This window comes from Hymenobacter oligotrophus, assembly GCF_003574965.1.
GTDB classification, from domain to species: domain Bacteria; phylum Bacteroidota; class Bacteroidia; order Cytophagales; family Hymenobacteraceae; genus Solirubrum; species Solirubrum oligotrophum.
In genome coordinates this window covers 1,998,361-2,024,477 of record NZ_CP032317.1, presented here as the reverse complement: position 1 = coordinate 2,024,477, position 26,117 = coordinate 1,998,361, and the positions used below count along the sequence as shown (strand labels likewise).

General features: G+C 62.6%; 18 protein-coding genes and 2 tRNA genes. 12 read left to right on the top strand and 8 right to left on the bottom strand.

Annotated features, from left to right (window positions below; genetic code table 11):
• Positions 1–32: 32 nt before the first annotated feature.
• On the bottom strand, positions 33–1,622 hold the full coding sequence (locus tag D3Y59_RS08665) for a Crp/Fnr family transcriptional regulator (protein ID WP_205590882.1): 1,590 nt from the start codon (positions 1,620–1,622) through the stop codon (positions 33–35).
• A gap of 141 nt (positions 1,623–1,763) precedes the next feature.
• Between D3Y59_RS08665 and mltG the strand changes: the two genes are divergently transcribed.
• The 7 genes from mltG to D3Y59_RS08630 all read left to right on the top strand — a co-directional run bounded on the left by mltG (position 1,764) and on the right by D3Y59_RS08630 (position 7,332).
• The gene (gene mltG, locus D3Y59_RS08660; protein ID WP_119444694.1) at positions 1,764–2,837 is read left to right on the top strand and encodes an endolytic transglycosylase MltG; all 1,074 of its coding nucleotides are present in this window, start codon (positions 1,764–1,766) and stop codon (positions 2,835–2,837) included.
• An 81-nt stretch (positions 2,838–2,918) separates the two neighbouring features.
• Positions 2,919–3,329: an acyl-CoA thioesterase gene (locus D3Y59_RS08655; protein ID WP_119444693.1), complete on the top strand. Its 411-nt coding sequence runs from the start codon at positions 2,919–2,921 to the stop codon at positions 3,327–3,329.
• A gap of 82 nt (positions 3,330–3,411) precedes the next feature.
• Positions 3,412–4,380 carry a YihY/virulence factor BrkB family protein gene (locus D3Y59_RS08650; protein WP_119444692.1) on the top strand — a complete coding sequence of 323 codons (969 nt, stop codon included), beginning with the start codon at positions 3,412–3,414 and terminating at the stop codon, positions 4,378–4,380.
• Between the two features lie 131 nt (positions 4,381–4,511).
• Positions 4,512–4,598 (top strand) — tRNA-Ser (locus D3Y59_RS08645).
• Between the two features lie 53 nt (positions 4,599–4,651).
• Positions 4,652–4,736, top strand: a tRNA-Ser gene (locus D3Y59_RS08640).
• 200 nt (positions 4,737–4,936) lie between these two features.
• The gene (locus D3Y59_RS08635; protein WP_119444691.1) at positions 4,937–5,293 is read left to right on the top strand and encodes a hypothetical protein; all 357 of its coding nucleotides are present in this window, start codon (positions 4,937–4,939) and stop codon (positions 5,291–5,293) included.
• A 26-nt stretch (positions 5,294–5,319) separates the two neighbouring features.
• Positions 5,320–7,332 (top strand): PAS domain-containing protein, encoded by a 2,013-nt coding sequence (locus D3Y59_RS08630; RefSeq protein ID WP_119444690.1) that lies wholly within the window; start codon positions 5,320–5,322, stop codon positions 7,330–7,332.
• A 125-nt stretch (positions 7,333–7,457) separates the two neighbouring features.
• On the opposite strand, the gene D3Y59_RS08625 is transcribed toward D3Y59_RS08630, so the two are convergent.
• From D3Y59_RS08625 to D3Y59_RS08615, 3 genes are all read right to left on the bottom strand, one after another.
• Positions 7,458–8,444 (bottom strand): 2-hydroxyacid dehydrogenase, encoded by a 987-nt coding sequence (locus D3Y59_RS08625; RefSeq protein ID WP_119444689.1) that lies wholly within the window; start codon positions 8,442–8,444, stop codon positions 7,458–7,460.
• Between the two features lie 486 nt (positions 8,445–8,930).
• Positions 8,931–9,308 (bottom strand): cupredoxin domain-containing protein, encoded by a 378-nt coding sequence (locus D3Y59_RS08620; protein WP_119444688.1) that lies wholly within the window; start codon positions 9,306–9,308, stop codon positions 8,931–8,933.
• 126 nt (positions 9,309–9,434) lie between these two features.
• Positions 9,435–11,957 (bottom strand): heavy metal translocating P-type ATPase, encoded by a 2,523-nt coding sequence (locus tag D3Y59_RS08615; protein WP_119446391.1) that lies wholly within the window; start codon positions 11,955–11,957, stop codon positions 9,435–9,437.
• 265 nt (positions 11,958–12,222) lie between these two features.
• Here D3Y59_RS08615 and D3Y59_RS08610 point away from each other — a divergent pair, with 265 nt between their 5' ends.
• Positions 12,223–12,513, top strand: a complete 291-nt coding sequence (locus D3Y59_RS08610; protein WP_119444687.1) for a heavy metal-binding domain-containing protein — start codon at positions 12,223–12,225, stop codon at positions 12,511–12,513.
• A 213-nt stretch (positions 12,514–12,726) separates the two neighbouring features.
• Positions 12,727–12,936 carry a heavy-metal-associated domain-containing protein gene (locus D3Y59_RS08605; protein WP_119444686.1) on the top strand — a complete coding sequence of 70 codons (210 nt, stop codon included), beginning with the start codon at positions 12,727–12,729 and terminating at the stop codon, positions 12,934–12,936.
• A 128-nt stretch (positions 12,937–13,064) separates the two neighbouring features.
• Here D3Y59_RS08605 and D3Y59_RS08600 read toward each other — a convergent pair whose 3' ends face one another.
• Positions 13,065–13,775 carry a TVP38/TMEM64 family protein gene (locus D3Y59_RS08600; protein WP_119444685.1) on the bottom strand — a complete coding sequence of 237 codons (711 nt, stop codon included), beginning with the start codon at positions 13,773–13,775 and terminating at the stop codon, positions 13,065–13,067.
• 129 nt (positions 13,776–13,904) lie between these two features.
• Positions 13,905–14,468: a fasciclin domain-containing protein gene (locus D3Y59_RS08595; RefSeq protein ID WP_119444684.1), complete on the bottom strand. Its 564-nt coding sequence runs from the start codon at positions 14,466–14,468 to the stop codon at positions 13,905–13,907.
• A gap of 182 nt (positions 14,469–14,650) precedes the next feature.
• On the opposite strand from D3Y59_RS08595, the gene D3Y59_RS08590 reads away from it, so the two are divergent.
• From D3Y59_RS08590 to D3Y59_RS18275, 3 genes are all read left to right on the top strand, one after another.
• A complete protein-coding gene (locus D3Y59_RS08590; RefSeq protein ID WP_119444683.1) occupies positions 14,651–15,904 on the top strand; it encodes a zinc dependent phospholipase C family protein in 1,254 nt (417 codons plus the stop codon).
• A 423-nt stretch (positions 15,905–16,327) separates the two neighbouring features.
• On the top strand, positions 16,328–17,296 hold the full coding sequence (locus tag D3Y59_RS08585; protein WP_119444682.1) for an alpha/beta fold hydrolase: 969 nt from the start codon (positions 16,328–16,330) through the stop codon (positions 17,294–17,296).
• Between the two features lie 223 nt (positions 17,297–17,519).
• Positions 17,520–21,080, top strand: coding sequence for a class I SAM-dependent DNA methyltransferase (locus tag D3Y59_RS18275; protein WP_162910652.1), 3,561 nt, complete (start codon positions 17,520–17,522; stop codon positions 21,078–21,080).
• 191 nt (positions 21,081–21,271) lie between these two features.
• Here the strand turns inward: D3Y59_RS18275 and D3Y59_RS08575 are convergent, their stop codons facing one another.
• Positions 21,272–22,669: a TolC family protein gene (locus tag D3Y59_RS08575; protein WP_240410578.1), complete on the bottom strand. Its 1,398-nt coding sequence runs from the start codon at positions 22,667–22,669 to the stop codon at positions 21,272–21,274.
• Between the two features lie 292 nt (positions 22,670–22,961).
• Positions 22,962–26,060 (bottom strand): efflux RND transporter permease subunit, encoded by a 3,099-nt coding sequence (locus D3Y59_RS08570; protein ID WP_119444680.1) that lies wholly within the window; start codon positions 26,058–26,060, stop codon positions 22,962–22,964.
• Between the last annotated feature and the right edge of the window lie 57 nt (positions 26,061–26,117).

Genomic DNA, 26,117 nt, shown 5'->3' with positions numbered 1-26,117 from the left:
GACGCGCAAGCGGCCAGGCGAGTTGTGTTTTTCTAGGCCTGCGCCAACGCGGCCACGGCGGGCAGCACCATCACCTTAGCCGCGCTGCGGGCCGTGAGCTGCAGCGCGGCGGTTAGCTCGAGCCAAGCCGCGCCCTGCACCAGGCGCACGCCGGCTGCTTCGCCCAGCTCCACCACGCCCGTAAGGGTAAGCAGGCACTGCGAGGCTTCCAGGGTTAGCTCATCGGCGGGGTGCAGCTCGTGCAGGGTGCCTTGCGCCAGCCATTGGCGGCGTTCGGGCTGGCCTAGGTGCTCGTAGCTGCCGAGGTGGTGCACCAGCTCGTCGAGGCGCCGGGCGGCAAAGTGCAGCCATAAGCTGCGGTGCAATTGCGCATCGGCGGCCAGCACCGGTAGCAAGGCACGCCTGGGTATGCGCAGCACGGTGCAACTGCTGGCCGTGCGCACGGTAGCGGTGCGGTGTTCCCCGGTAAGCACGGCCATTTCGCCGAAAGCCGCGCCGCTACTTAGCTGGTCGATGATGCGCTCGGTGCCATCGGCTTCGGTTGCCAGGGCGTAGGCGGCTCCGCGCACCAGCAACAGCAGGTCGTGGCCTGGCTCGCCGTGCCGGAACAAGTGCCGGCCTGCCGCGTGCTTGCTCAGCGTAGCGGCGGCTGCCAGCGTCTGCAAGGTGGCGGCGGGCAGGTGCGCAAAAAGCAGGGCCTCGCGCAGGTAGGCCATTATGCGGGGCCGTACCAACCGGGCGCCTAGCGGCGTTTGGCGCATCAGCCGGTAGGCCAGCTGCATAGGCTTGCGCACCTGCGCCCGACCTAGGGTACGGGCCATGTGCAGCAGGCTGCCAAACGAAAGCTGCACCATAGTTACCAGGCCGTGGCCTTGCTGGTAACCGGGGTTGGCATCCACAAAAAAGCGGCCCGCGGGTTTGTCGCACTGGGCCCAGTAGGCGCGCTCGGCCTCGGTTTCGCGGGTGCGCCAGCCCACGTGGCGCAACAAGGGGTTGTGGGGCACTACACGCTCCAGCCCAAAGGAAGTAGCGAGGTCGTCCATCAGGCTGAGCAGTGCGGGCGGGGTAGGGGCCGAAGCCCGCGGCCACACGTCGCCAAAAAATTTCAAAAACGCCGAGTAGCTGGAGGGGTGCACCAACGAGCCTAGGTAGTAAACGCGCCGGCCGGGGTGTTGCAGCATGTAGCGCAAGCCCAGTTGCAGCCCAAGCGGCGCGTTTACGTTGCGGCCCCGGTAGGCGCGGAGCGAACCGGCTTCGGCCCGAAAAATGGCCACCGGCTCGCCGTTAAACTCGCGCTCGAACACGTGCAAGGCAAAGTAGCCCACAATGGCGTCGTGCTCGTTGCGGTGCACCTGAATGGAAGTCAGCTCGGCCGGCGACTCCACCACGTAGCGGGCAAAAGCGGCGGGCTCCACCCCGTCGAAAATTTCGCAGTGCACGGCGTAGAGCGCCGCGGTGAGGGCAGCGCGCTGCTCGGGCGCGAGCAGCTTGGGGTTGATAATTTCGGAACGAACGATGCGCGGCACGGCTTGGGGGCTAGGTTTGTTGGGCCGGACGAGCCGGCTGTGGATGGTGGGGCGAAGCCAAAAGGCGGTGCAAAGGTACCGGAGCGAAACCAGCATCGGAAAACGCTTTGCCGGGGCGGTGCAACAAAACGACGGCAAACGCCCTTACTTTTGGCTGATGATTGTTGCTGGGCACGGCGCCGCACGGGCCCGCCCAGCCGTCGTACGGCTTCTATTTTAGCTACTCTTAGCCCTACAATGCCAACTCCCGACGAGTACCGCGCCCGCGCCACCCGCCGCCGCAACCGCTTTGCCTATCCGCTGGGCATATTCGGCATTTTGCTGATTACCTTCTCTTACTACTTCTACCAGATTTTCTACACGCCCAACGTCGAGACGAAGGGGCGGCCCACTTACGTGGTGGTGAAGCCGGGCCAGAGCGCCAAAACGGTGCTCGAAACCATCGACCAAAGCGGCGTTATCGTCGATAAGCTGTCGTTGCACTTCGTGGCGCGCCTGATGAAGTACGAGCAGCTGGTAAAGCCCGGCCGCTACGAGCTGAAAGACGGCTACACCAACCGCCAACTCATCAACGATTTGCGCCGCGGCATACAGTCGCCGCTCAAGCTCACGTTCCAGAACATTCGCCTGCGCCGCGACTTGGCCCGCAAGCTCAGCGAAAGCTTTGCCTCGCGCCCGCAGCAGTTCGACTCGCTGCTCAGCAGCAACGCCTACGCCCGCGACCTAGGGTTCCGGGACACCACGGCCTTGCTCACAATGTTCATCCCGAACACCTACGAGCTGTACTACACCACGCCGCCGGCCAAAGTGCTGAAGCGCCTGAAAGAGGAGTACGAGAAGTTTTGGACGCCCGCCCGCGACGCCAAAGCCAAGGCCCTGGGTATGAGCCGCGCCGAGGTAAGCACCCTGGCCAGCATTGTGGAGGCCGAGCAGCAGCAGCACGCCGACGAGCGCCCCCGCGTGGCGGGCGTGTACCTCAACCGCCTGAAGCGCGGCATGAAGCTGCAAGCCGACCCCACCGTGGTGTACGCCAACGGCGACTTCGGCATCCGGCGCGTGCTGAACGTGCACCTGCAGAAAGACTCGCCCTACAACACGTACAAATACGCCGGTTTGCCGCCCGGCCCCATCAACCTGCCCAGCATTGCCAGCATCGATGCGGTGCTGAACCCCGAGCAGCACAACTACTTGTATTTCTGCGCCAAAGAAGATTTCAGCGGTTACCACGCCTTTGCCACCAACGAGCGCGACCATATCCTGAACGCCCGCCGCTACCAAGCCGCCCTCACGCGTTCGGGCATTATGAAATAGCCGATTTTAGGTTTTTGGTGGCTGATTTTTGGCTGATCGAGTTGAACAATCCACCAAAAACCACCAACCAAAAACCAACGCATGTATTCTTCCGACGTTCATATCCGCGTTCGGTACGCCGAAACCGACCAAATGGGCTACGTGTACCACGGCAATTTTGCCGCGTACTTTGAGGTGGCCCGCACCGAGGCGTTTCGGTACCTAGGGATTAGCTACAAAGAGTTGGAAGCCGAGGGCGTGGGCATGCCGGTAGGAGAGCTGCGCGTGAAGTACCGTCGCCCGGCCCGCTACGACGACCTGCTCCGCGTGCGCATGCTGCTGCGCCAAATGCCCGAAGGCTCGCGCGTGCTGTTCGAGTACGAGATATACAACGAAGCCGACGAGCTGCTCACCGAAGGCTCCACGCTGATGGTGTTCGTAAACAGCAGCACGGGCCGGCCCACGGCCATACCGCAGCACGTGCTCGAAAGCATTCGGCCGTATTTTAGTTGACAGTAGGGGAGTTGTCAGTTGTCAGTCAGGTGTTGATTGACACGTCACTGACAACTGACCACTAAAAACTGACAACTCGCTCATGGAGCTACCCGACCGATACCGCAAGGCGCTGATCCTGCGCCGCCGCCGCACCTACCGCCGCTTTATTCAGTGGTTGGCCGGGTTTCGGTTGCGCAACGGCGTTTCGATGTACGACGTGGTCGACCACATGCTCGACGAGCTGCGCTTCGATTCCATTACCAAGCGCAGCGCCTACATGGCCTTCAACTTCACGGTGGCCGTGTTTCCTACCATTATCTTCCTGTTCACGCTCATCCCGTACATTCAGGTGCCGGGCCTGAGCATCGATATCCTGCAGTTTCTTGGCGACATCATGCCCAAGGAGATGTACGCCGCCACCCGCGAAACCATCGAAGACATTGTGTACATCCCGCACGGGGGCTTGCTGTCGTTTGGTTTTGCCACGGCGCTGGTCCTCAGCTCCAACGGCATCATGGCCCTGCTCGATGCCTTCGATAAAAAGCACAGCATCTTTAAGCGGCGCACCTACTTGCGCAAGCGCGTAATTGCCACGGTGCTCACGGTGGTGCTTTCGCTGGCGCTGCTGGTGGCCGTGGCGGGTATCTTCTTCGGCACCTACATCATCGATGCACTGGTGTACTACGAGATTGTGCCCGAGCGCCTCACCGAGTTCCTTATTTCGTTGTTGCGCTACGGCTCGGTAGTGGGGCTATTCCTGTTCGTTACCTGCCTCATTTACTACTACGTGCCGGCCGTGCAGCACCGGTGGCCGTTTTTGTCGGCGGGGGCCATTATCGCAACGGTGCTGATTTTGCTTGTGTCGTTTCTGTTTGTGCTGTACATCAAGATCTTCGACAGCTACAACAACTTCTACGGCTCCATTGGCACGCTTGTGGGCTTTATGGTGTGGCTCGATTTTGTGTGCATGACATTGATACTGGGGTTTGAGGTGAACGTGAGCGTAGATGCCGTAACGGGCCGGGGCAAGGCCCGCAGCGCCAGCCAAGCCGCCAAAGCCACTGCCTGAAAACTATGCGGCTGAAAGCCAGCCTCGTGCAAGGCCAAACCCCTAGGTCAAACATTTTTTTGCTGGCGGCACTTGCATCAGGCACCTCGGCCTACTAGTTTTGCAGTCCCCAAACCACTCATTTGGGCTACAGAGAGGTGGCAGAGTGGTCGAATGCGACGGATTCGAAATCCGTTATACCGGCAACGGTATCGGGGGTTCGAATCCCCCCCTCTCTGCAAAAAGGCTTTTTCGGCGCTGGAAAAGCCTTTTTTTATCGTTAGCGCCACACAGAGGAGTGGCAGAGTGGTCGATTGCGGCGGTCTTGAAAACCGTTGAGGGTAACACCTCCGGGGGTTCGAATCCCTCCTCCTCTGCAAGCAAAAGTGCTGTTCCGGCTGCGGGGCAGCACTTTTGTTTTTGCCGCCGGGTGGTTAAACTTGGCGGCTGTCAAGCGGTTTGATACGGCGGGGTTGTTGTTTGCAGCAGTTGCCTATTGCTTGTGGGGACCAAGGCACCGGCCGGTTCCGTTGCTTACCTTGCGCTACAGTAGAGTTATTGGTTCTTTAAGCCTTGCATGTCCGACCTGCTATTCGACGTAAACCTGCAGCAACTCCCAGATGAATTTCTGACGGGTGCGTGGCGCGTTTCGGACAGGGTGCTTAACCGAACCGACCCCAGCAACCCGCTGGCGCAGGCCACTTATGTGCATTTGCAGGCCAATACGCTGCACCTCGAGGGCCAGCAACAGTTGCCCGGCAACTGGCGCGTGCAGCGCGACGAAATGCTGAACCGGCCTTACCTCGAAATTGAGGTAGCCCAGGAAAAAACCCGGGCCCTGATAACCCGCTTGCGCCGCTCGTCCGATGGGCAGCGGAGCCAACTTAATCTGTATTTTTTGTCGGGGATGGAAATGCAGCTGACCCAGCCGTAACCGCTCCGCCTTTGTTGCTGATTGCAATGCCGAATTCCGAAACCGTTACCGATTACGAACGCCTGCAAACCGCCGTAGAAGCGGCCGGGGTGGGCACTTGGGATTTCAACCCGATTACGGGCGAGCTGCAATGGTCGAACCGTTGCAAGGAGCTGTTTGGCCTGCCGGCAACCGCCGAGGTCGACTACGCCCGCTTTTTGGAGGGCCTGCACCCCGACGACCGCGCGCATACCGATGCGGTGGTGCAGCAGGCCCTCGACCCCAAAGGCGCTGGCTCGTACGATGTGGAGTACCGCACCGTAGGGTTCGAAGACGGCGGGCAGCTGCGCTGGGTGCGCGCTACCGGCCGGGCCTTCTTCGATGCAGCACGCACCAAAGCCGTGCGTTTTATCGGCACCATCACCGATGTATCGGAGTCAAAACAAGCAGAAAGCAACTACAGCTTTCTGGCCGAAAACGCCCCGCTGCTGCTGATGGTGACCAACGCCGCCGGCGAGGCCACCTACGCCAACAGCAGCCTGCTAAAGTTTACCGGTTACACCCTAGCACAATTGCAGGAGAGCTGGGCGGGCGTAGTGCACCCCGACGACCTAAGGCCGCTGACGGAGCGCTGGCAGCACGCGCTCGAACACGCCACCGCGTACCAGGCGGAGTACCGACTGCGGCGCCACGACGGGCAGTACCACTGGTACCTCAACAGCACGCAGCCGCAACTTGATAGCGACGGGCGCGTGGTGCAGTGGGTGAGCACCAACATCGACATTGATGCCCGCTACCGCGCCGAGCAGCAGCTTACCCAGCAGCAGGAAGAAATGCGCCGCGTAACGGAGCTGATGCCGCAAATGGTGTGGGTAACCGACCCAAAGGGCTACCATACTTATTTCAACCAGCGTTGGATTGAGTTTACGGGTTATACCGTGGAGCAAAGCCAGGGCACCGAAATGTGGAACAACCTGCTCCACCCCGACGACCAGCAGCGCGCCCGCACCATCTGGACGCACTCGCTCGAAACCGGCGCCCCTTACGAAATAGAGTACCGCTTTAAGTCAAAGCAAGGCGACTACCGTTGGTTTTTGGCCCGGGCCCTGCCCATGCGCGACGAGGACGGCCAGATTACCAAGTGGTTTGGCACCTGCACCGACATCCACGAGCAAAAGCTGGCCTCGGAACAGTTGCGCTGGAGCGACGAGCGGTACGCCATGGCCTCGTTGGCTACCAACGACGCTATCTGGGACTGGAACCTGGAAACCAACGCCATTACCTGGAACAAGGCCCTGGAGCGCGTGTTTCAGCACAAACCCAACGAGGTACAGGAAACCGCCGAGTGGTGGTACAGCCACATTCACCCCGACGACGCGGAGCGCGTGACTAACGGCATCCATGCGGTAATCGACGGAGGCGGCAAATCCTGGAAGGACAGCTACCGGTTCCGCCGCGCCGATGGCACCTACGCCGAAGTAATCGACCGGGGCCGCGTAGCCCACAACGACGAGGGCAAGCCCGTGCGCATGATTGGCGCCATGCAGGACGTGAGCGAGCAACGCCGCGCCGCGGCCGAGCTGCGCCGCCGCGAGGAGGAGTTCAGCACCCTGGCCGACAACGTAGCTCAACTGGCCTGGATGGCCGAGCCCGACGGCTACATTTACTGGTACAACAAGCGCTGGTACGAGTTTACGGGCACCACGCTGGAAGAAATGCGCGGCTGGGGCTGGGAAAAAGTACATCACCCCGGCCATATCGAACGGGTGCTGGCGTTCGTGCGCGATGCTTGGCCGGCCGGCAAGGCCTGGGAGCTGTCGTTTCCGTTGCGCGGCCACGACGGCGAGTACCGTTGGTTTCTGACGCGCGCCGTACCCGTGCACAACGAGCAAGGCGAGGTGGTTCGCTGGCTCGGCACAAACACCGACGTAACCGACATGCGCCAGATGCAGGAACGCCTCGAGCGCGCCTACAACGATTTGGAGCTAAAAGTAACCTTCCGGACGCTCGAGCTCGAGCGCGAAGTGCAAAGCCTGAAACAGCAGTTGGGCCAGGCCTAGGTGCCACTGGCTGCTGCCCGCTGCAAGGCCCCAACCGCCCTAGGCGGTTGGGGCCTTGCCGTTGGGGGAGGAGCCGGCCAGTAGAAATCCCCTAGGTGATCTGCTTGCCTCAAGGCTAAGGCACCCTACAACTCGTGGGGCGAGGCTTCGTGGCGGGCCCAACAAGTGAGGTGTTCTATGGTGCCGTCGGCAATGTTCTGCAGGGCTTCGTGCGTCAGGAAGGCTTGGTGGCCGGTGATTAGCACGTTCTTGAAAGTCAGCAGGCGCGCGAAAGTGTCGTCGAGCAGCGACTCGTGCGAATGATCGAAAAAGAAGAGGCCTTTCTCGCGCTCGTATACATCGAGGCCTAGGGCGCCCAAGTGCCCGCTTTTGAGCGCCGCAATAGCAGCTTCGGTATCGAGCACGCCGCCGCGGCCGGTGTTGATGAGCATGGCGCCAGGCCTGAGCCGCTGCAGCAACTCGGCGCCGATAACGTGGTGGGTATGCTCGTTGAGCGGCGCGTGGATGCTCACGATGTCGGATTGCGCAAACACCGCTTCGAGCGAGGTATACAACAAGCCGTAGTGCTCGGTTAGGGCGGAATTTGGGGCAGGGTCGTGGCCGAGCAATCGGCAGCCAAAGCCGTGCAGAATACGCGCCAGCACGCCGCCGATGCGCCCGCAACCCACAATGCCCACGGTTTTGCCATGCATATCAAAACCAACCAGCCCGTCGAGCCGAAAGTCGTAGTTGCGCAGGTTGTAATCGGCCTGGCGGAGGTGGCGGTTGAGGGCCAGCATTAAAGCCACGGCGTGCTCGGCAATGGAGTAGGGCGAGTACTCCGGCACGTTGGCTACGCGCATGCCTAGGTGGCGGGCATGGGGCAGGGCTACTTGGTCGTGGCCGGCGGCGCGCACCGCAATGTGACGCACCCCAGCAGCATACAGGGCATCGAGCACCGGGGCCGAGGCATCGTCGTTGGTGAAGATAGAAACGGCCTCGGCACCGGTGGCCAAGTGGGCAGTGCGGCTGCCGAGGCTGACTTCCGCAAACACCAGCTCGTGGCGGCCGGCGTTGGCTTGCTCCAGGTAGGGCTGCTCGTAGGGCTTGGTGCTGAATACAACCGTTCGCATGAAACTGCTCAATTATCAACCGGGAAGCGGCATAGCCTGGGGCTGAGCTTGCCGTACTGCATACTATGGACGACGCCAATATATCAACGCCGCCGCTCAACGAAACCCACTTGGCCCGCAAACAGGAACGTAAGTTTCTGGAAGGATAAAGGTTGCGGCGCAGCGAGCTAAAGCTCTTGTTTGGGGTGGTGCATCATTTTGTGCGCGGCCTGCGCATGCTGCACCAATTGGGGGCGTGCGTTTCGGTGTTCGGCTCGGCCCGCGTGCTAAGACGTTGGCGTACTGAGGGCAAGCCCGCGCCCTAGGTGCCGTTGCGGGCCCCGGAGATTGAGCAGGTGCTGAGAGCCGGTAACTGTGCGGGCTCCGCCAAAAACTCAATTTCCAAATCCTTTTGACCACCGGTAACTTACAGTGCACCAACCAAAAGCCCGGCCGCACCTAGGTGGGCCGGGCTAAAGAATGGATTGCTGCTGGGCTTGCCAACGGTTACTTCACCACCAAGCTGCCGCGCAACATGCCCATGCCGCAGGTAAAGCTGAAGCGGCCTGCTTGCTGGGGCAGCAACTCGATAAGCGTGGTTTGGAATGCAGGCAGCTCGCGCCGGATGTTGAACTCCGGAAACACGATTTCCTCAGAGCAGCTGGCGTCTTCGTCGCGGTAGAAATGGAGCTGCACCGGCTTGCCTTGTTCTACCTCAATAACATCGGGCGAGTAGCCGCCCTTCACTGTTACATCAATTTGCTGCACGCCGGTGCTCGATGAAACCGCACTAACGACTTGGTGCGGAGCCACGAAGAAGTACCAGATAACCAGTACGGCTAAGCTTAAGCCAACGGTGGTTACGATGAGTTCGGCGGTGTCCATAATTCTGGGAAGAGGTAAATGTAGCGCGGGCTTTAGCCCGCGTATGCTTGAACGATTGGTTCTGCGCGGTTTCGTGCCAACGATTACGTTCTGGCAAACGCGGGCTAAAGCCCGCGCTACTGCGCGTTACAATTGGTCTGCCTTAAAACCGCGCAGGCGCAGCGAGTTGGTGAGCACCGAAACGGAGCTAAGGGCCATGGCCGCGGCCGCCAGCATGGGCGAAAGCAGAATACCGAAGAAGGGGTAGAGCAGGCCTGCCGCCACCGGAATACCCAGGGTGTTGTACACGAAGGCGAAGAACAGGTTTTGCTTGATGACGCGGATGGTTTGGCGCGAGAGGCTGATGGCCGTAACCACACCCTGCAAATCGGAGCGCATGAGCGTGATGCTGGCGGCCTCCATGGCTACATCGGTGCCCGAGCCAATAGCCATGCCCACATCGGCTTGGGCCAGCGCCGGGGCATCGTTGATACCGTCGCCTACCATGGCTACGGTGTGGCCTTCGGCTTGCAACTCCTTCACCTTGCTGGCTTTGTCCTGCGGCAGCACCTCGGCGAAGTAGCGCTTAATGCCTACTTGCGCGGCCACTTTGGCGGCGGTGTAGCGGTTGTCGCCGGTCATCATCACTACCTCAATGCCCAACCGCTGCAGGTGCTGAATGGCCGCCCGCGATGAGTCGCGCACGGTATCGGCCACGGCTACCAAGGCAGCCAGCTGCCCGCCTAGGGCAGCGTAAAGCACGGTTTTGGCTTCGTTGAGCAACTGTTCGGCTTGCTGCTCCTGCTCGGGCGTAAGGGCAACGTGGTGCTCGGCCATCAGGCGGCGGTTGCCAATGAGTACCGGTTTCCCCGCCACAGTGGCGCCAGCCCCGCGGCCTTCGTAGGCCCGGAAATCGGTGGCGGTAAGCTTATCGGTGCCCTGCTGCTCGGCGTAGCGCACCACGGCTTCGGCCAACGGGTGCTCCGATTGCCGCTCCACGGCAGCCAGCAACGCTAGCAGCTGAACGGGTTCGGTAGCAGCACCAAGGGTAGGTACAAAATCGGTTACGCTGGGTTCGCCGCGGGTAATGGTGCCGGTTTTATCGAGCAGCACGGCCGTAACATGGTGCGCTTTCTCGAGGGCCTCGGCATTGCGCACCAGCACGCCGTGCTCGGCGCCTTTGCCCGAGCCTACCATAATGGCGGTGGGCGTAGCCAGACCTAGGGCGCAGGGGCAGGCAATAATCAGCACGGCTACAAAGTTTACCAGTGCCAGCGGCAAGCGCGCTTCCGCCGGGGCCAGGTCGAACCACAGCACAAAGGTGAGGAGGGCAATTACCACCACCGTGGGCACAAAAATGGCGCTGATTTTATCGGCCAGCCGCTGGATGGGAGCACGGGAGCCTTGCGCATCTTCCACCATCCGGATGATGTGCGCCAGCATGGTATCGGCCCCTACCTTGGTAACCCGGAAGCGGAACGAGCCGGTTTTGTTGAGCGTGGCACCGAACACGTTGTCGCCGGGCTGCTTCTCCACGGGCAGGCTTTCGCCGGTGAGCATGGCTTCATCCACGGCCGAGCGGCCTTCGAGCACTACGCCGTCGGTGGCTACTTTCTCGCCGGGGCGCACCAGCACAACATCGTTCAGGCGCACCTGCTCAATGGGCACGTCGGCCGCTTGGCCACCGGGGCGCAGCACGCGGGCCGTGCGTACTTGCAGGCCGATGAGCTTGCGGATAGCAGCCGAGGTTTGGGTTTTGGCGCGCAGCTCCAGCACTTTGCCCAGCAAAATAAGCGTGATGATGGTGGCCGTGGTATCGTAGTACACCTCGGGCATAATGCCGCGGCTGGTAAATACTTGCGGCGCCACGGTAGCTACGAGGCTGTAGAGGAACGCCGCGCCGGTGCCCACGGCAATCAGGGTATCCATGTTGGCGGCGCGGTGGCGAAAGGCGTGCCAGGCCGAGGTGTAGAACTCGCGGCCGCTATACAGCAGCACCGGCACCGTGAGCAGCAACAGCGCATAGTTAAGCACCGGCATCGGGATGCGGGCCATCAAAGCCGGCCACAGCATTAGCATGGAGGCGGGCATAATAACGGCCGTGAGGGCCGCGGCCACCCAAAAGCGGCGCTTCAGCTTGGCAAAAGCGGCGGCTTTTTGGCGCTCCAACTCCTCGGTGCGCTCGGCGGCCGAGGTGGTGGGGGCTGGCGGCGCCGCCACGCCGAAGCCTACGTTTGCCACCGCCGCCTCCAGCGCGGCCCGGTCGGTTTGCGCGGGGTGGTACTCCACGGTAGCTTTTTCGGTGGCGAGGTTTACCACGGCCCGCTGCACGCCGGGCGCGCGGTTAAGGGCCCGCTCCACCACGTTCACGCACGAGGCGCACGTCATGCCCTCGATGTCGAGGGTTTCGGTGCGGGTTGGCTGGCTGGCTACTGCTGCCACCGCGGCAACAGGCGCAGGGCTTGGGCGATGCCGCTGCGCGTGCCCTAGGTGCCGGGCCGCGCCGGCTTCGGCCGTGGCCAACCCGGGCTGCACGTATGCCTCCGGGTTGGCGTCGAATTTCGTTTGGCAGGAAGCCGAGCAAAAGACATAATCGTGCCCGGCGTGGTGCGAGCGGTGGGTGGCCTTGGCGGCATCCACGCTCATGCCGCATACAGGGTCGCGTTGCATGGTCATGGCGGTTAAGGAGTTCAGGGGATGAGCGGCGGAAAACGAGTGGCCTTCCGACACTGCAAAGAACGGAAGCACGTAGGGCCGCAGCGGTACGGAATTGTGCGCTGCGTCGTACGGGATTTTTCTTCTGCTCAGGGGCTTGTACAGGATGCTACTCCGGGGTTTACACAATTCGGCTCGGGCAAAAAGCTCGGTGGCGGAGTTGTACCTTTGTCGCCTTCAGCGTTACCCATTGGCAACTTCCAGTTTCAATTCATAAGCAATGAAAAAGCTTCTCTCGCTGCTGCTTGCCGCCAGCCTGCTCACCGCCTGCAACAGCAAGCCCACCAACGAAGTAGATACCGCCGCGCCCACCGCTGCCACCGCCGACTCGGCCAAGATTCAGCAGCCCACCGACGAGGTAGCCCGCCCCGCTACGGAAGGCGGCACCGGCGACCAAACCAACACCGGCCAAACCACCAGCTACGTGTGCCCCATGAAGTGCGAAGGCGGCGTTAGCAACCAGCCCGGCAAGTGTCCCAAGTGCGGCATGGATCTGGAAAAGCAAAGCTAGCACCTAGGCCGAAGCTCAACTGCCGAAAGCCCCGCGCCCACCAGCGCGGGGCTTTTTCGTTTAACCAAACCAAGCAGAAGCCTAAGCCGCCTGAATGTTGTAAGCACCAGCGCCTAATCCTGTACCGGCCGCCCAGCCCTCAGGGGCTAATTTTGTGGTTGACAGAAGTGCGGGCAGCCCAGTGCCGCCCACCAAAGCATAAGCATCCTTGCCATGAGCACCCTTCGTTTCAAAACCAACATCAACTGCGGCGGCTGCATCAAAGCCGTTACGCCTACCCTCAACCAAGTAGCCGGCCAGGGCAACTGGCAGGTTGATACCAACGTGCCCGAGAAAATCCTGACGGTGCAAACCACCAACACCACCGCGCAGCAAGTAGTGGAAGCAGTGCAGGAAGCCGGCTTCGAGATTCAGCAGGCGTAGCGGCAGCGCCATAGTGCTAGCAAACGCGCGGGCCCGCCGAACATGAGTTCGGCGGGCCCGCGCGCTATAATTCGATTCGGGAACCCTAGGTGCTTGGCCCGTTGCCGCAACCATGCCGGGGCAGGCAGTTATTTGCGGCGGCGCTTATCCCACCAAATGTACCCGCCAAATAGCAGCAGGCCCACGCCCGACACCCACAGCAAGCCGGTTTTCAGGCGCTGGCTGTCTTGGCCCAGGTAGGCCAGCAGCGCAATCAGCGGCAGTATGGCCACCGCCGTAACCCCGATGAACTTAAAGTAGCCCATGCGCGCCACGCCGCCAACAAAGCTGATGGCATCGTTGGAGATGATGGGCGTGAGGCGGGCCAGCGCCACGGCCCCCAAGCCGTATTGCTCCACAAACTCGGTTACCTTTTGCTGGTTTTTGTGGCCGAGCAGCTTGGTAACAAATGTTTCGCCCAGGGCGCGGCCAATCCAGTAGCCCACGCTGGAGGTTACGATAACGCCGGCCCAGGCCAGCGCCGCGCCCCACACCGGCCCGTAGGCCAGTATGGCCACCAGTATCAGCAGCGCATTGTTGATGACCACCAGAAACATTTGCGCAATCATGGCCAGCACCAGCACCACCGGACCCCAGTAGCCAAACTGCTGCACCCACTTGGCTACCTGCGCTTGCTCGCCGCTGCGCAACGCCGCCCAGCCCGCCTGCACCTGCTCCTGAAAAGCCGGCCACAAAAAATAGCACGCCACCAGCGAACCGATAATGCCCGCGGAAATGAACAGCGGCAGGCGCGAAGATTTGGGCTCGGCAGCAGCCGAAGGGGAGGAAGACGACGACATAAGCGGAAGAAAGTATGCCCCTGCTAACGGCAAGCCGGTGGTTGAGTTTAGGCACTGCCGCCCTAGGTGGCCCGTAGCCCGCCAACCACCTAGGGCCAGGTAGCTGGCGGGCCGCTGCTGGGGCGCGGGCTACTTGCGGGTGGTTTTGCCGGCCGGCAGCGGGTTGTCGGGCATCAGCACCGCGTCGAGGGTGTGCACAATGCCGTTGGTGGCCACAATGTCGTCGTTGAGCATGGTGGCCGAGTGGCCGGTGGCGTCGGTAATCGTGATGGTATCGGCGGAGCGACGCACGGTTAGGGTTTCGCCCAGCACGGTGGTCAGCTGCATGCCATCCTGCAGGTTGGCGGCCAGGTAGCTGCCGGGCACCACGTGGTGGGCTAGCAGCTGCGCGAGGCGGTCTTTGCCGGCCGGGCGCATCAGCTCGGCCAGCTGGCCCGCGGGCAGCTGGCCGAAGGCCGCGTTGGTGGGCGCAAACACGGTGTACTTTTCGGCGCCGCGGGCTTTGTCGGCTAGGCCCGAGGCTTGCAGCGCCTTCAGCAGGGTGGTGTGGCGCTCCGATAGGCGGGCCATGCCCTCGAGGTTGCCGCGGGCGGTAGTGGTTACGGCGTCGCCGGTTTGGGCATGGGCGGCGTTGGGGGCTCCTAGGGCGAAGCAGCCGGCCAACAACGCGGCAGCTAGCAAATGCTTGCTCATGTTGGGGTGGTTGAAATGGACTGATCGGAAGGAGAATAGCTACTGCCTACGCGCCCGGGTGGGCGGAGGTTGGGGCGGGGCAGGGGCCGCCCGGAGCCACCAACTTATAGGGCAGGGGCGCGTATTAGCAGAGCTGCCGACACGCCGGGTACCCGGCAGGGCGCACGCAGCGCCACACACCTATGCGCATATTGCTTGGGGCCTGTGTGCTCCTGGGTTGGCTTGCCGCACTGCCAGCCCACGGGTATTCGGTGCTGACCCACATGGCCAACATCGACTCCACCTGGAGGCGGTGCCTGGTACCCAACATCGAGCGGCGTTTTCCGGGAGGCATCCCCGAGGAGCTGCGCGAGGCCAAAGCCCACGCCTACGGCGGCGCCATCATCCAGGACATGAGTTTTTACCCGTTCGGCTCCAAGCTGTTCACCAACCTCACGCACTACGTGCGCAGCGGCGACTTTGTGCGCGCCCTGCTCGACTCGGCCCGCACCCGCGACGAGTACGCCTTTGCCCTAGGTGCCCTGGCGCATTACGTATCCGACATCCACGGCCACCCCGAGGGCACCAATCGCGCCATGGCCTCCGTGTACCCCGAGCTGGCCGCCCGCTACGGCTCCGCCATTACCTACGAAGAGGCCCCCAAGCAGCACACCCAGCTCGAGTTTGCCTTCGATGTGGTGCAGGTGGCCGCCGGCCGCTACCGCTCCGACGATTATCACCAAGCCATAGGCTTTAAGGTAAGCAAAGAAGTGCTGGAGCGCGCTTTTGTGGCCACTTACGGCCTCAAGCTGGGTCAGGCCATTGCCAACGTCGACCTGAGCATTGCCTCGTACCGGTTCAGCGTCAGCCAACTGATACCCACCGCCACGCGCGCCGCCTGGTACAGCCAGCGCCGCGAAATCCGGAAGCTCAGCCCCAAGGCCCGCCGCCGCGACTACGTGTACCGCTACAACGAGCGGCAATACCGCCGCGAGTTTGGCGGGGCTTACCAGCGCCCCGGCCTGGGGGCCCGCCTGCTGAGCGGGGTGGTGCACGTAATGCCCAAAATTGGGCCGCTTAAGCCGTTTGCCTTTACGCTGCCCACGCCCGCAGCCCAGCAGTTGTTCCGCGAAAGCTTCCAGGCCGTGTTGCAGCAGTATTGCGCCGCCGCCGAGCAGCAACAGGCCACCCCGCCGCAGCGCCTCGCCAACACCGATTTCGACACGGGCAAGCCTACCCGCGCCGGCGAATACACCCTCACCGACGAAACCTACGGCGAGTGGGTGCGCCGCCTCGCCGGCGATAATTTCGCCGCCGTTACGCCCGCCGTGCAGCAAAACGTACTCCGCTTCTTCGACAACCCCGTGCAGCCCATCGGCTCCGCCGAAGAACGCGAAGCGAAAACCCAGGCCAAAACCCAGGAAGCCCTGCAGCAATTGCGCAACTGGAAGCAGTAACGGCCTTACGGTGGCCTCACCCCCCGGCCCCCGAAGAAATGCTCGATGCGCATTTTCCCGTAGAGAGGGGGAGCCACGGCGGCGCGGACGTAAGCAACGATTGCGGGGCCGCCGAACCTAAGTTCGGCGGCCCCGCTGCGTATCCGGCACCCGGGGAATGTAGCGCGGAAATCCGTTCCGCGACGCGCTGCAAGGCGCGTATCCGAAACCGCGCATTACCGACATACGCGCCTTCGGGCGCGTCGCGGAACGGATTTCCGCGCTACACCGGCGCGGCGGCGAAGGCGCCAGCCGCAGCCGCCGCAATCGTTGCTGACGTCCGCGCCGCCGCGGCTCCCCTCTCTAAGGAGAGGGGCCGGGGGTGAGGCCACACCCAACCCCAACCAATACCTTTGCAGCTCTCTCAACACCCTTCCCACACGTATGCTTACTGCACACCTAGGGCAGCTGCGCCGCGCGGCGCTGTGGCTGCTGCTACTGCTCACCACTGCGGCCCCCGCCGCCCTGGCCGCCGACGGCCCCAAACCTGCCCTTGCCAACGGCACGCCCACCATCACCACCTCCGACGGCATCCGGCTCTTTACCAAAATCACGGGCAAAGGCCGGCCGTGCGTGTTTATCCACGGCGGGCCCGGCGCCTGGAGCGGCATGCCCGAAACCTTCATCGACCCGCTGGTGCAAGACAAGCTGCAGATGGTGTGGTACGACCAGCGGGGCAGCGGCCGCACCCCCAACGACCCCAACAAAAACTACTCGCTCGAGCGCCAGGTGCAAGACCTCGAAGAGCTGCGCCAGCAGCTGGGCCTGGAGCAGTGGCTGCTGATGGCGCATTCCTTCGGCGGTACCATTGCCACCGAGTACGCCGCCCGCTACCCCCAGCGCGTGCAAGGCCTGGTGCTGCTTAACTGCACGCTCTCGCTCGAGGAGGCCATGAAAAACACCGTGGCCGGCGCCTTGCCCTACCTGCCCGCCGCGGCCAAAGCCCCGCTGCAAGATGCCAGCAAATCGGCGGAGGAGCGCTTTGGCCTGCTGATGCCCCAGATGACGCCCGAAATCTGGCAGAAGCTGCAATACAAAACCCCCGAAGGCCACCAGAAAGTAACCGAGGCCGACAAAGGCAACCCCGGCACCGGCGAGTTCGGCTCCTACGGCTTCAGTCTGCCCGATTACCGCAAAAACTTCTTGGCCCTTACGCCGCAAATTACGGCTCCGGTGCTGGTAGTAACCGGCAAAATCGACAACTGCGTGGGCCCCGAGCACTACAAGCTGTTCCGCTTCCCCAACCAGCAAGTGGCCCTGATGCAAACCGGCCACGTGCCCTTTGTGGAGGAGCCCCAGGCCGTAGCCAAAGCCATTGCCAACTGGCTGAAAAAGCTCCCCCGCAAAGCCTAGGTGCGCAGTAGCGCGGACTTTGTAGTCCGCGTCCGCAGATAGTAAAATCAATCGTTCGGCTGATCAGAAATTACTATCCGAGGACGCGGACTACAAAGTCCGCGCTACTGCGCGCTACACCGCGCCGCCATGGCTCCCCCTCTCTTTTGGAGAGGGGGCCGGGGGGTGAGGTCCCCGTGAGGCCCCCTTTATATCTTGCCAAAAAGTTACCCCACCATCCTCCGTGACCTACTCCGAGTTTGAAGCCCGCTGGGCCGCCGCCGGCGGCGCCGAGCGCGCCAACTACGCCCTATTCCTCCACGACCTCTGCCGCCTGCTCGGCGTAGAGCCGCCCCAGCCCACCACCGCCCAGCGCCACTCCGATGCCTACGTGCTGGAGCGCGACGTAACCTTCCCCGACGGTACCCACGGCCGCATTGACCTGTACAAGCGCGGCTGCTTCGTGCTCGAAACCAAGCAAGGCACCGATGCCCAGGACCCCGCCGCCGTGCGCGAGCGACAAGACCTAGGCCTCTCGCCCGAGCGCCGCCGCCGCGGCCACGCCCTGCGCGGCACCCGCAAGTGGGATGAAATGATGCAGCAGGCCCGCCACCAGGCCCTCGGCTACGTGCGCGCCCTGCCCCAAACCGAGCCGCGCCCGCCCTTTGTGGTGGTCGTCGATGTGGGCTACTGCCTCGATCTGTACGCCAACTTCTCGGGCACCACCGATGCCTACGCGCCCTTCCTCGATTTGCTCTCGGGCCTGCCCGAGCGCCGCGAGCAGCAGCGCCACCTAGGGGCCAATGCTTACCGCGTGCGCCTGCCCGACCTCGCCGACGAGCAAGTGCGCCAGCGCCTCGCCCTGCTGTTTACGCAGCCCCAGGAGCTCGACCCCTCGCGCCGCGCCGCCCGCGTTACGCGCGCCCTTGCCGCCCAGCTCGCCGCCCTTAGCCAGCAGCTCGAGCAGGCCGGCCACGCCTCCGAGGTGGTGGCGCAGTTCCTCATGCGCTGCCTCTTCACCATGTTTGCCGAAGATGTGCAGCTCATCCCCAAAGATGCCTTTACCGGCCTGCTGCGCCAGTACCAGCACGAGGAGCTGCGCCCCCTGCTGCCCGATGTGCTCCAGAGCCTTTGGCACAGCATGGACCTAGGCGGTTTTGCGCCCGCCCTGCACACGCGCCTGCCGCGCTTCAACGGGCAGCTGTTCCACCAGGCCACGGCCTTGCCGCTTACCGGCGCCCAAATGGAGCTGCTGCTGCAAGCCGCCGAGGCCGACTGGCGCGAGGTAGAGCCCGCCATTTTCGGCACCCTGCTCGAGCGCGCCCTCGACCCCCACGAGCGCCACCGCCTGGGCGCCCACTACACCCCGCGCCGCTACGTAGAGCGCCTGGTGCTGCCCACCGTGCTGGAGCCGCTGCGCCGCGAGTGGGCCGCCGCCCAGGCCGCCGCTACCCGCCGCCACGACGAAGGCAACGACCGCGAGGCCCGCCAGGAGCTCGTCAAGTTCCTCAACCGCCTCACCTCGCTGCGCATCCTCGACCCCGCCTGCGGCTCCGGCAACTTCCTCTACGTTACGCTCGAGCACCTCAAGCGCCTCGAGGGCGAGGTGCTGGCCGCCATCAACCGCTTCGGCCACTCCCAGATGCTCGATTTGGCCGGCGCCACCACCGTGTCGCCGCAGCAGCTGCTGGGCCTCGAGCTGAACCCCCGCGCCGCCGCCATTGCCGATGTGGTGCTGCGCATTGGCTACCTGCAGTGGCACCTGCGCACCCACGGCCCCACGCAATTGCGCGAGCCCCTGCTCGACAACTACCAGAACATCCGGCAGCAAGACGCCGTGCTGGCCCACGACGCGCCCACGCCCCGCCTCGATGCCCACGGCCTGCCCGTAACGCGCTGGGACGGCCGCACCACCAAGCTGCACCCCGCCACCGGCCGCGAAGTGCCCGACGAAACCGCCCAGGTGCCCGTGCTCGATTACCCCAACCCGCGCCCCGCCGAGTGGCCCCAAGCCGATTTCATCGTGGGTAACCCGCCGTTTTTGGGGCCGGCACGCATGCGCGAAGCCCTAGGTGATGGGTACGCCGAAGCCCTGCGGCAGGCCTACAAAGGCCAGGTGCCCGATTCGGCCGATTTGGTAATGTACTGGTGGCACAAAGCCGGGCAGGTAACGGCGCACGGCCACACCGAACGCTTCGGCTTCATCACCACCAACAGCCTCAAGCAAACCTTCAACCGCCGCGTGTTGCAGCCATTCCTCGATGGCGACAACGCACCGCTCATGCTCGATTTCGCCATTCCCGACCACCCCTGGATTGACAGCGGCGACGGTGCCGCCGTGCGCATCGCCATGACGGTAGCCGAACCTAGGGCAAACGGCCAAGCTGCTGGTCAATTGCTCACAGTGCGAAGCGAATCAGTTGCTGAGGGCGACGAAGCCTCTGACGTTGCGTTCGACGAGCAGGAGGGAAAGATTTTGGCTGATTTAACTGTAGGAGCGGAGTTGGATTCGGTTAGCAAGCTGAAAGCCAATGCTGGTTTTGCAAATAGAGGGTTTTGTCTTTTTGGAAGTGGTTTTTTGGTTTCCGAAGCCAAAGCTGAGCAGTTGGGGCTGGGTATCGTTGAAAACCTGGAACGATACATAAGACCATTCAGGAACGGCAAAGACATCACGGACAAACCAAGAGGAGTGATGGTAATTGACGTTTATGGCTTGTCGGCTTCCGACCTGCTAAATCTGTATCCGTCAGTTTATCAGCATTTGTACGAACACGTCAAGCCTGAGCGCGACCAGAATAACCGGGCTGGTAGACGCGAAAACTGGTGGATTTTTGGTGAGCCCAACCCAAAGCTTCGCGCTTCATTGTTAGGGTTATCACGATATATCGTTACTCCGCGAGTTTCCAAGCATAGCTTCTTTCTCTTCTTTAATAAAGAGTTAGCCCCTGATGATAAAGTGGTGACTTTTTCATCCGATGACGCTTACCACTTAGGGGTTCTTTCAAGCCGTGCACATGTAGTATGGGCTTTAGCCACGGGAGGTAGATTAGGAGCAGGCAACGACCCAGTGTATGATAAAACCCGCTGCTTCGACCCATTTCCCTTTCCCGACGCCACGCCCGAGCAGCAGGCGCGCATCCGCGAGCTGGCCGAAACCCTCGACGCGCACCGCAAGCGCCAGCAGGCCCTGCACCCCACGCTCACCCTCACCGACCTCTACAACGTGGTGGAGAAGCTGCGCGCCGGCCAGGAGCTCACGGCCAAGGATAAGCAAACCAACCAGCAAGGCCTCGCCTCCGTGCTCCTGAGCCTGCACCAGCAGCTCGATGCCGCCGTGGCCGAGGCCTACGGCTGGCCCGCCCACCTGCCCGAAGCCGAGCTGCTGCAGCGCCTCGTGCACCTCAACCACCAGCGCGCCCGCGAAGAGCAGGCCGGCCACATCCGCTACCTGCGCCCCGCCTACCAGGCCCCCGAGCAGGTGCAAGCGCACCTAGGGCTGCCCGCCGCCCCCGCCGAGGCCCCGGCCGCTGCGCCCACCGGCAAAGCCGCCAAAGCCAAAGCCGCCAAAACCAGCCCCGCCGCCCCGGCCACGGCCGCCGCAGGTGCCGATACCTTCCCGCAGGATTTGGCCCAGCAAATGCAAGCCGTGCGCACCGTGGTGCAGCAGTCCGAAGCCCCGCTCACGCCGCAGCAAGTGGCCCAGCACTTCCGCCGCCTCCGCCCCGAAAAAGTGCAGCCCCTGCTCGATACCCTCGCCGCCCTAGGTCTGCTGCGCCAAACCCCCGAAGGCAGCTACGCCGGGTAACAGGTAACAGGTAACAGGTGCGAAGCACAAACTCCCCTCCTCAGATGAGGAGGGGATGCTTTGGCTTTAGCCAAAGCGGGGGTGGTTGATAATCGTTGCTGACGTTGTTTGCCCTGCGCCACGTTGTTTCGTCTGTCCTCCCGGCGCAGGAAGCACAACAGCCGATAACCCACAGCCATCAGCCAACCAACTTACCGTCCTTCCTGCACCAGCTCGCCGCTGAGCTGGCGCAGCACGGTTTCGGCTTGCTTGGCCGCAAAGCGCGCGTCGAGCAGGCGGGCCTCGGCGTTCAGCTGGTTGCGCTGGGCCTCCCGCAGGGCTAGCGGCGTTAGCAGACCTAGGCGGTAACGTTCCAGGGCAATGGCCACGTTTTGGCGGGCCAGCCGAATGTTGTCTTCCTCGAGCTGCAATAACTGCAGGCGGTTTTGGTACTGCAAGTAAGCCTGCTCGGCCGCCGAGGCTACGTTCAGCTGGGTTTGGTCGAGGCGCAGTTTGCTTTGCTCGATGGCCACGCGGGCGTTTTGCTCGAGGCGGCGGCGGTTGAAGCCGTCGAAAATAGGCACCGAGGCCACCAGGCCGTAGTTGAAGCCCTGCGTGCGGCCCGTGTTGGTAATGAGGTTGCCGCCGAAAAAGGCCGCGCCGTTTACGTTGCGGTTCAGGCCGTAGCCGCTCGTTACGTTCAGCTGAGGCCAGCGCGAGGCCGTAACCAACCGCCGGTCGAAATTGGCAATATCCACACCTAGGCGGGCCTGCTGCAGCTGCGTGTTGCGCTCCTGAATGCCCTGCAGCACGGCTTCGCGCACCAAGGTGTTGCGCACCACAATCGAGTCGGCGGGGCTGAAATCGGTGGTGGGGGTGCGGGCCAGCAGGTTGTTCAGGTTTACCTTGGCCGTGGCCAGTAGCTCTTGTTGCTGAATCAGAGCCGAGCGGTCGGCGTTGAAATCGACCTGCGCCGTAAGCAGCTCCACCTTGGCCGCCACGCCCACGCTCACCTGGGCCTGCGTCAAATCAATGCGCGCCTGCCCGATTTTCAGGGCTTCCTCAAACGCCCGAATCTTGCCCGACTCGCGCACCACGGCAAAGTAGGCATCGGTGATGTCGGCCACGGTTTGCTCCACGGTGGCGCGCGTAAACTGCTGCTGCTGCGCCTCCAGGGTGCGCAACCGGTCGTAGGCGATAAACATGCCCAAGCCGTCGAACACCGTCCAGGTTAGCGCCACGTTGCCGTTCAGCTGGTTGGAGCGGGCCCCTTGCGCCACGCTGGGCTCGGGCCGGTTGGAGGCCTCCTGCCGCACGTTGTTGATGGTGTAGTTGCGCGTGAAGTTGCCGTTGACGGTGGGCAGCTGCCCCGCGTTGCCGCGCGTTACGTTGTTGCGCGCAATCTGCTCGTCGCGCTGCGCAATCCGGATGCCGTAGTTGTTTTCGAGCCCAATGCTGATGGCCTCCTGCAACGACAGCGCCGGGCCCGGCGCCACCGTGCGGGGCTGCGCGGTTTGCGGGCCGGGGTTGGGGGCTGGTGTGGCGGGCCGCTGGGCCAGCGCGAGCACCGGCAGCAGCAACAAAGCAGCGGGGGAGAGGAAACGAAGCACTGGCAAGAAATTCAGAACGAAGGTTGGTTTGGTGGGGTCGCCCTTGTCATGTCGAGCAAAGCGAGACATCTGGCGTACGGTCGTTAGATAGCGTTTGTCATCCTGAGCCTAAGCGAAGGGCCTTATCGAAACCTCACCCCCAGCCCCTCTCCACAAGAGAGGGGAGCGGTTAGTATCTAACGTCAGCACCCCAGATGTCTCGCTGCGCTCGACATGACAAGGGCCCTAGGTCGTCAGGCTCCCCCTGTCTTCTGGAGAGGGGGCCGTGCCCCGCAGGGGTCCCTTGAGGTTGCTACGCCACCGCCGACACCTCGGCTTCTTCCGCGGGCTGCACGCGGTGCTTGCGGTTTTTGGCCGTGGCGAAATACGAATACATAACCGGCACGATGTACAGCGTGAGGATGGTGGAGAACAGCAAGCCGCCCACCACGCCAATGCCCATGGCGCGGCGGCTCAGAGCGCCCGCGCCCGTAGCCAAAGCAATCGGCAGGATGCCCAGGATGGCGCACAGCGAGGTCATCAGAATGGGGCGGAAGCGCGTGGCCGAAGCCTCTACCAGTGCCTCCATGTAATGCACGCCCTGCTCGGCCCGCTGGTTGGCAAACTCCACAATCAGGATGCCGTTTTTGGTAACCAGGCCGATCAGCATAATCACGCCGATTTGCGAGAAGATGTTGAGCGACTGGTTGAAGTACCACAGGCTGAGCAAGGCACCGGCCAAGGCCAGCGGCACCGTTACCATGATGATGGCGGGGTCCTTGAAGCTCTCGAACTGGGCTGCCAGCGTGAGGTAAATCAGCAGCAGCGCCAGGCCAAAGGCGAATAGCAGCGATGAGGAGCTTTCCTCGAAGTCGCGCGAGGCACCCGAAAGCTCCGTCGAGAACGTGTCGTCGAGGTTTTCTTGGGCAATGCGGCGCATGGCGGCAATGCCGTCGCCCAGGGTTTTGCCCTTCGCCAACGAGGCCGACACGGTGGCCGAGTTGTAGCGGTTGAAGCGAAACAGCTGCGGCGGCGTGCTGCTTTCTTCCAGCCGAATTACGTTGTCGAGCTGCACCAGTTGGCCGCTGCGGTTTTTCACCGTTAGCAGGCGCACATCGAGCGGCTGATTGCGGTTTTCGCGCGCTACCTGCCCGATAATCTGGTACTGCTTGCCCTCCCGGATAAAATAGCCGTAGCGCTGGCCGCTTAGGCCTGCCTGCAGCACCTGCGAAATATCCTGCACCGATACACCTAGGGTTTGGGCCTTTTCGCGGTCGATAATTACGCGTAGTTCGGGCTTGTTGAACTTCAGGTTCACGTCCACGAACTGGAAAGTGGGGTCTTGGCGAGCCGCTTCCAGGAACTTAGGCACGGCCGTTCGCAGCTTGTCAAAATCCTGGGTTTGCAGCACAAACTGCACCGGCAAGCCGCCGCCGCCACCCGAGCCAATGCTTTGGTCTTGCGATACGGAGGTGCGGGCTTCCGAGAGTTGCTTCACGCCGCCGCTCAACGCGTCGTTGAGCTGCTGCTGGGTTTGCTCGCGCTTGTCGGCATCCACCAGCAGCACGCGAGCAATGCCCGAGTTGGTGCCGCCGCCGCCGCCAAAGCCCGGCGAGGTTACCGTGAACACGCTGCTGAGGTTCTGGCCCGTCGAGTCGAGCACCACCTTCGTGAGCTTGGTCATGTACTGGTCCATAAACTCAAACGAGGCGCCCTCGGGGCCCGTGGCGTTTACGTTGATGCGGCTGCGGTCTTCTACCGGCGCCAGCTCCGAGGGTATCGTTTGGAAAAAGTAATACGAGCCACCTAGGGTAGCCAGCACCACCAGCCAGGCCCACTTGCGCTCCGCCAAAAACGACTCGAGGCTGCTGCGGTAGCCGTTGGTAAGCTTCTCGAAAAAGGGCTCGGTTTTGCGGTAAAACCAGTTGTGCTGCTCCTGGTGCTTCAGCAAACGCGAGCACATCATGGGCGTGAGCGTGAGCGACACAAACGCCGATATCAGCACCGAGCCCGCTACCACAATGCCGAACTCGCGGAACAAGCGGCCCGTGATGCCCTCGAGGAACACCACCGGCAAGAACACCGCCGCCAGTACAACGGTGGTTGAGACGATGGCGAAGAAGATTTCGGCCGAGCCTTTTTGGGCAGCTTCCATCGGCGACTCGCCCGCCTCGATGCGGGCGTAAATGTTCTCGAGCACCACAATGGCGTCGTCGACCACCAGGCCAATGGCCAGTACGATGCCCAGCATGGTGAGCACGTTGATGGAGAAGTTGAGCAAGTACATCACGAAGAAGATACCCACCAACGACACCGGAATGGCCACCACCGGAATCAGCGTGGAGCGCCAGTCGCGCAAAAACAGGAAGATGATAACCACCACGAGCACAAAGGCCTCGAAGATGGTGTGCTTCACCTCGTTGAGCGAGTTGCGGATGAAGATGGAGTTGTCGAAGCCGGGGCTCAGCTTCAGGTCCTTGGGCAAGTCGCCGCGGTACTGCTCGAGGCGCTTGTTGAACTCGTCGGCAATTTCGATTTGGTTGGAGCCGGGCTGCGGAATGACGGCCATGCCCACCATCGGCACGCCGTTCACCCGGAAAATGGTTTGGTCGTTTTCGGGGTACAGCTCGGCGTAGCCCACATCCGACATGCGAATAAGCGAAGTGGAATCGCGGCGCAGGATGAGGTTGTTAAAGTCCTTCTCTGACGACAAGCGGCCCATGGTACGGAGCGTGAGCTGAGTGTTAGTGCCCTGCACCGCGCCCGAGGGCAGCTCCACGTTTTCGCGGGCCAGGGCCTGCTGCACCTCCACGGGGCTCACACGCAGCGCGGTCAGGCGCACCGGGTCGAGCCACAGGCGCATGGAGTACTTCCGCTCGCCGTACACGCGCACCTCCGATACACCCGGAATTGTCTGCAGGCGTTCCTTCAGGGTGTTGTTGGCGTAGTCGGTTAGCTCGAGCAGCGTGCGGCTATCCGAGCTGAGGTAGGTCATCACAATCGGCTGCGAGTCGGCGTTGGCCTTGCTCACGGTAGCCGGGTCCATGTCGCGCGGCAGGCGGCCCGCGGCGCCCGATACCTTGTCGCGCACGTCGTTGGCGGCGGCCTCCAAGTCGGTTTCCAGGTCGAACTCCACGGTAATGGTCGAGCGGCCGTCGCGCGAGGTCGAGGTCAGGTTTTTGATGCCCGCAATGCCGTTCAGGGCTTCCTCGAGCGGCTCCGTTACCTGCGACTGAATTACGTCGGCCGAGGCACCCGTGTAGTTCGACGACACCGTGATGATCGGCGGATCGACGCTAGGGTACTCGCGCACCGAAAGGTAACGGTAGCCGATAACGCCGAAGAGCACGATAACCAAGCTCATCACAATGGCGAGTACCGGCCGGCTAATACTGGTGGATGATAAACTCATGGTATTCTTTCTTAGTCGGTTTCTCGCTGAGGTTCGCAGAGGAAAGGCGCCGAGGTT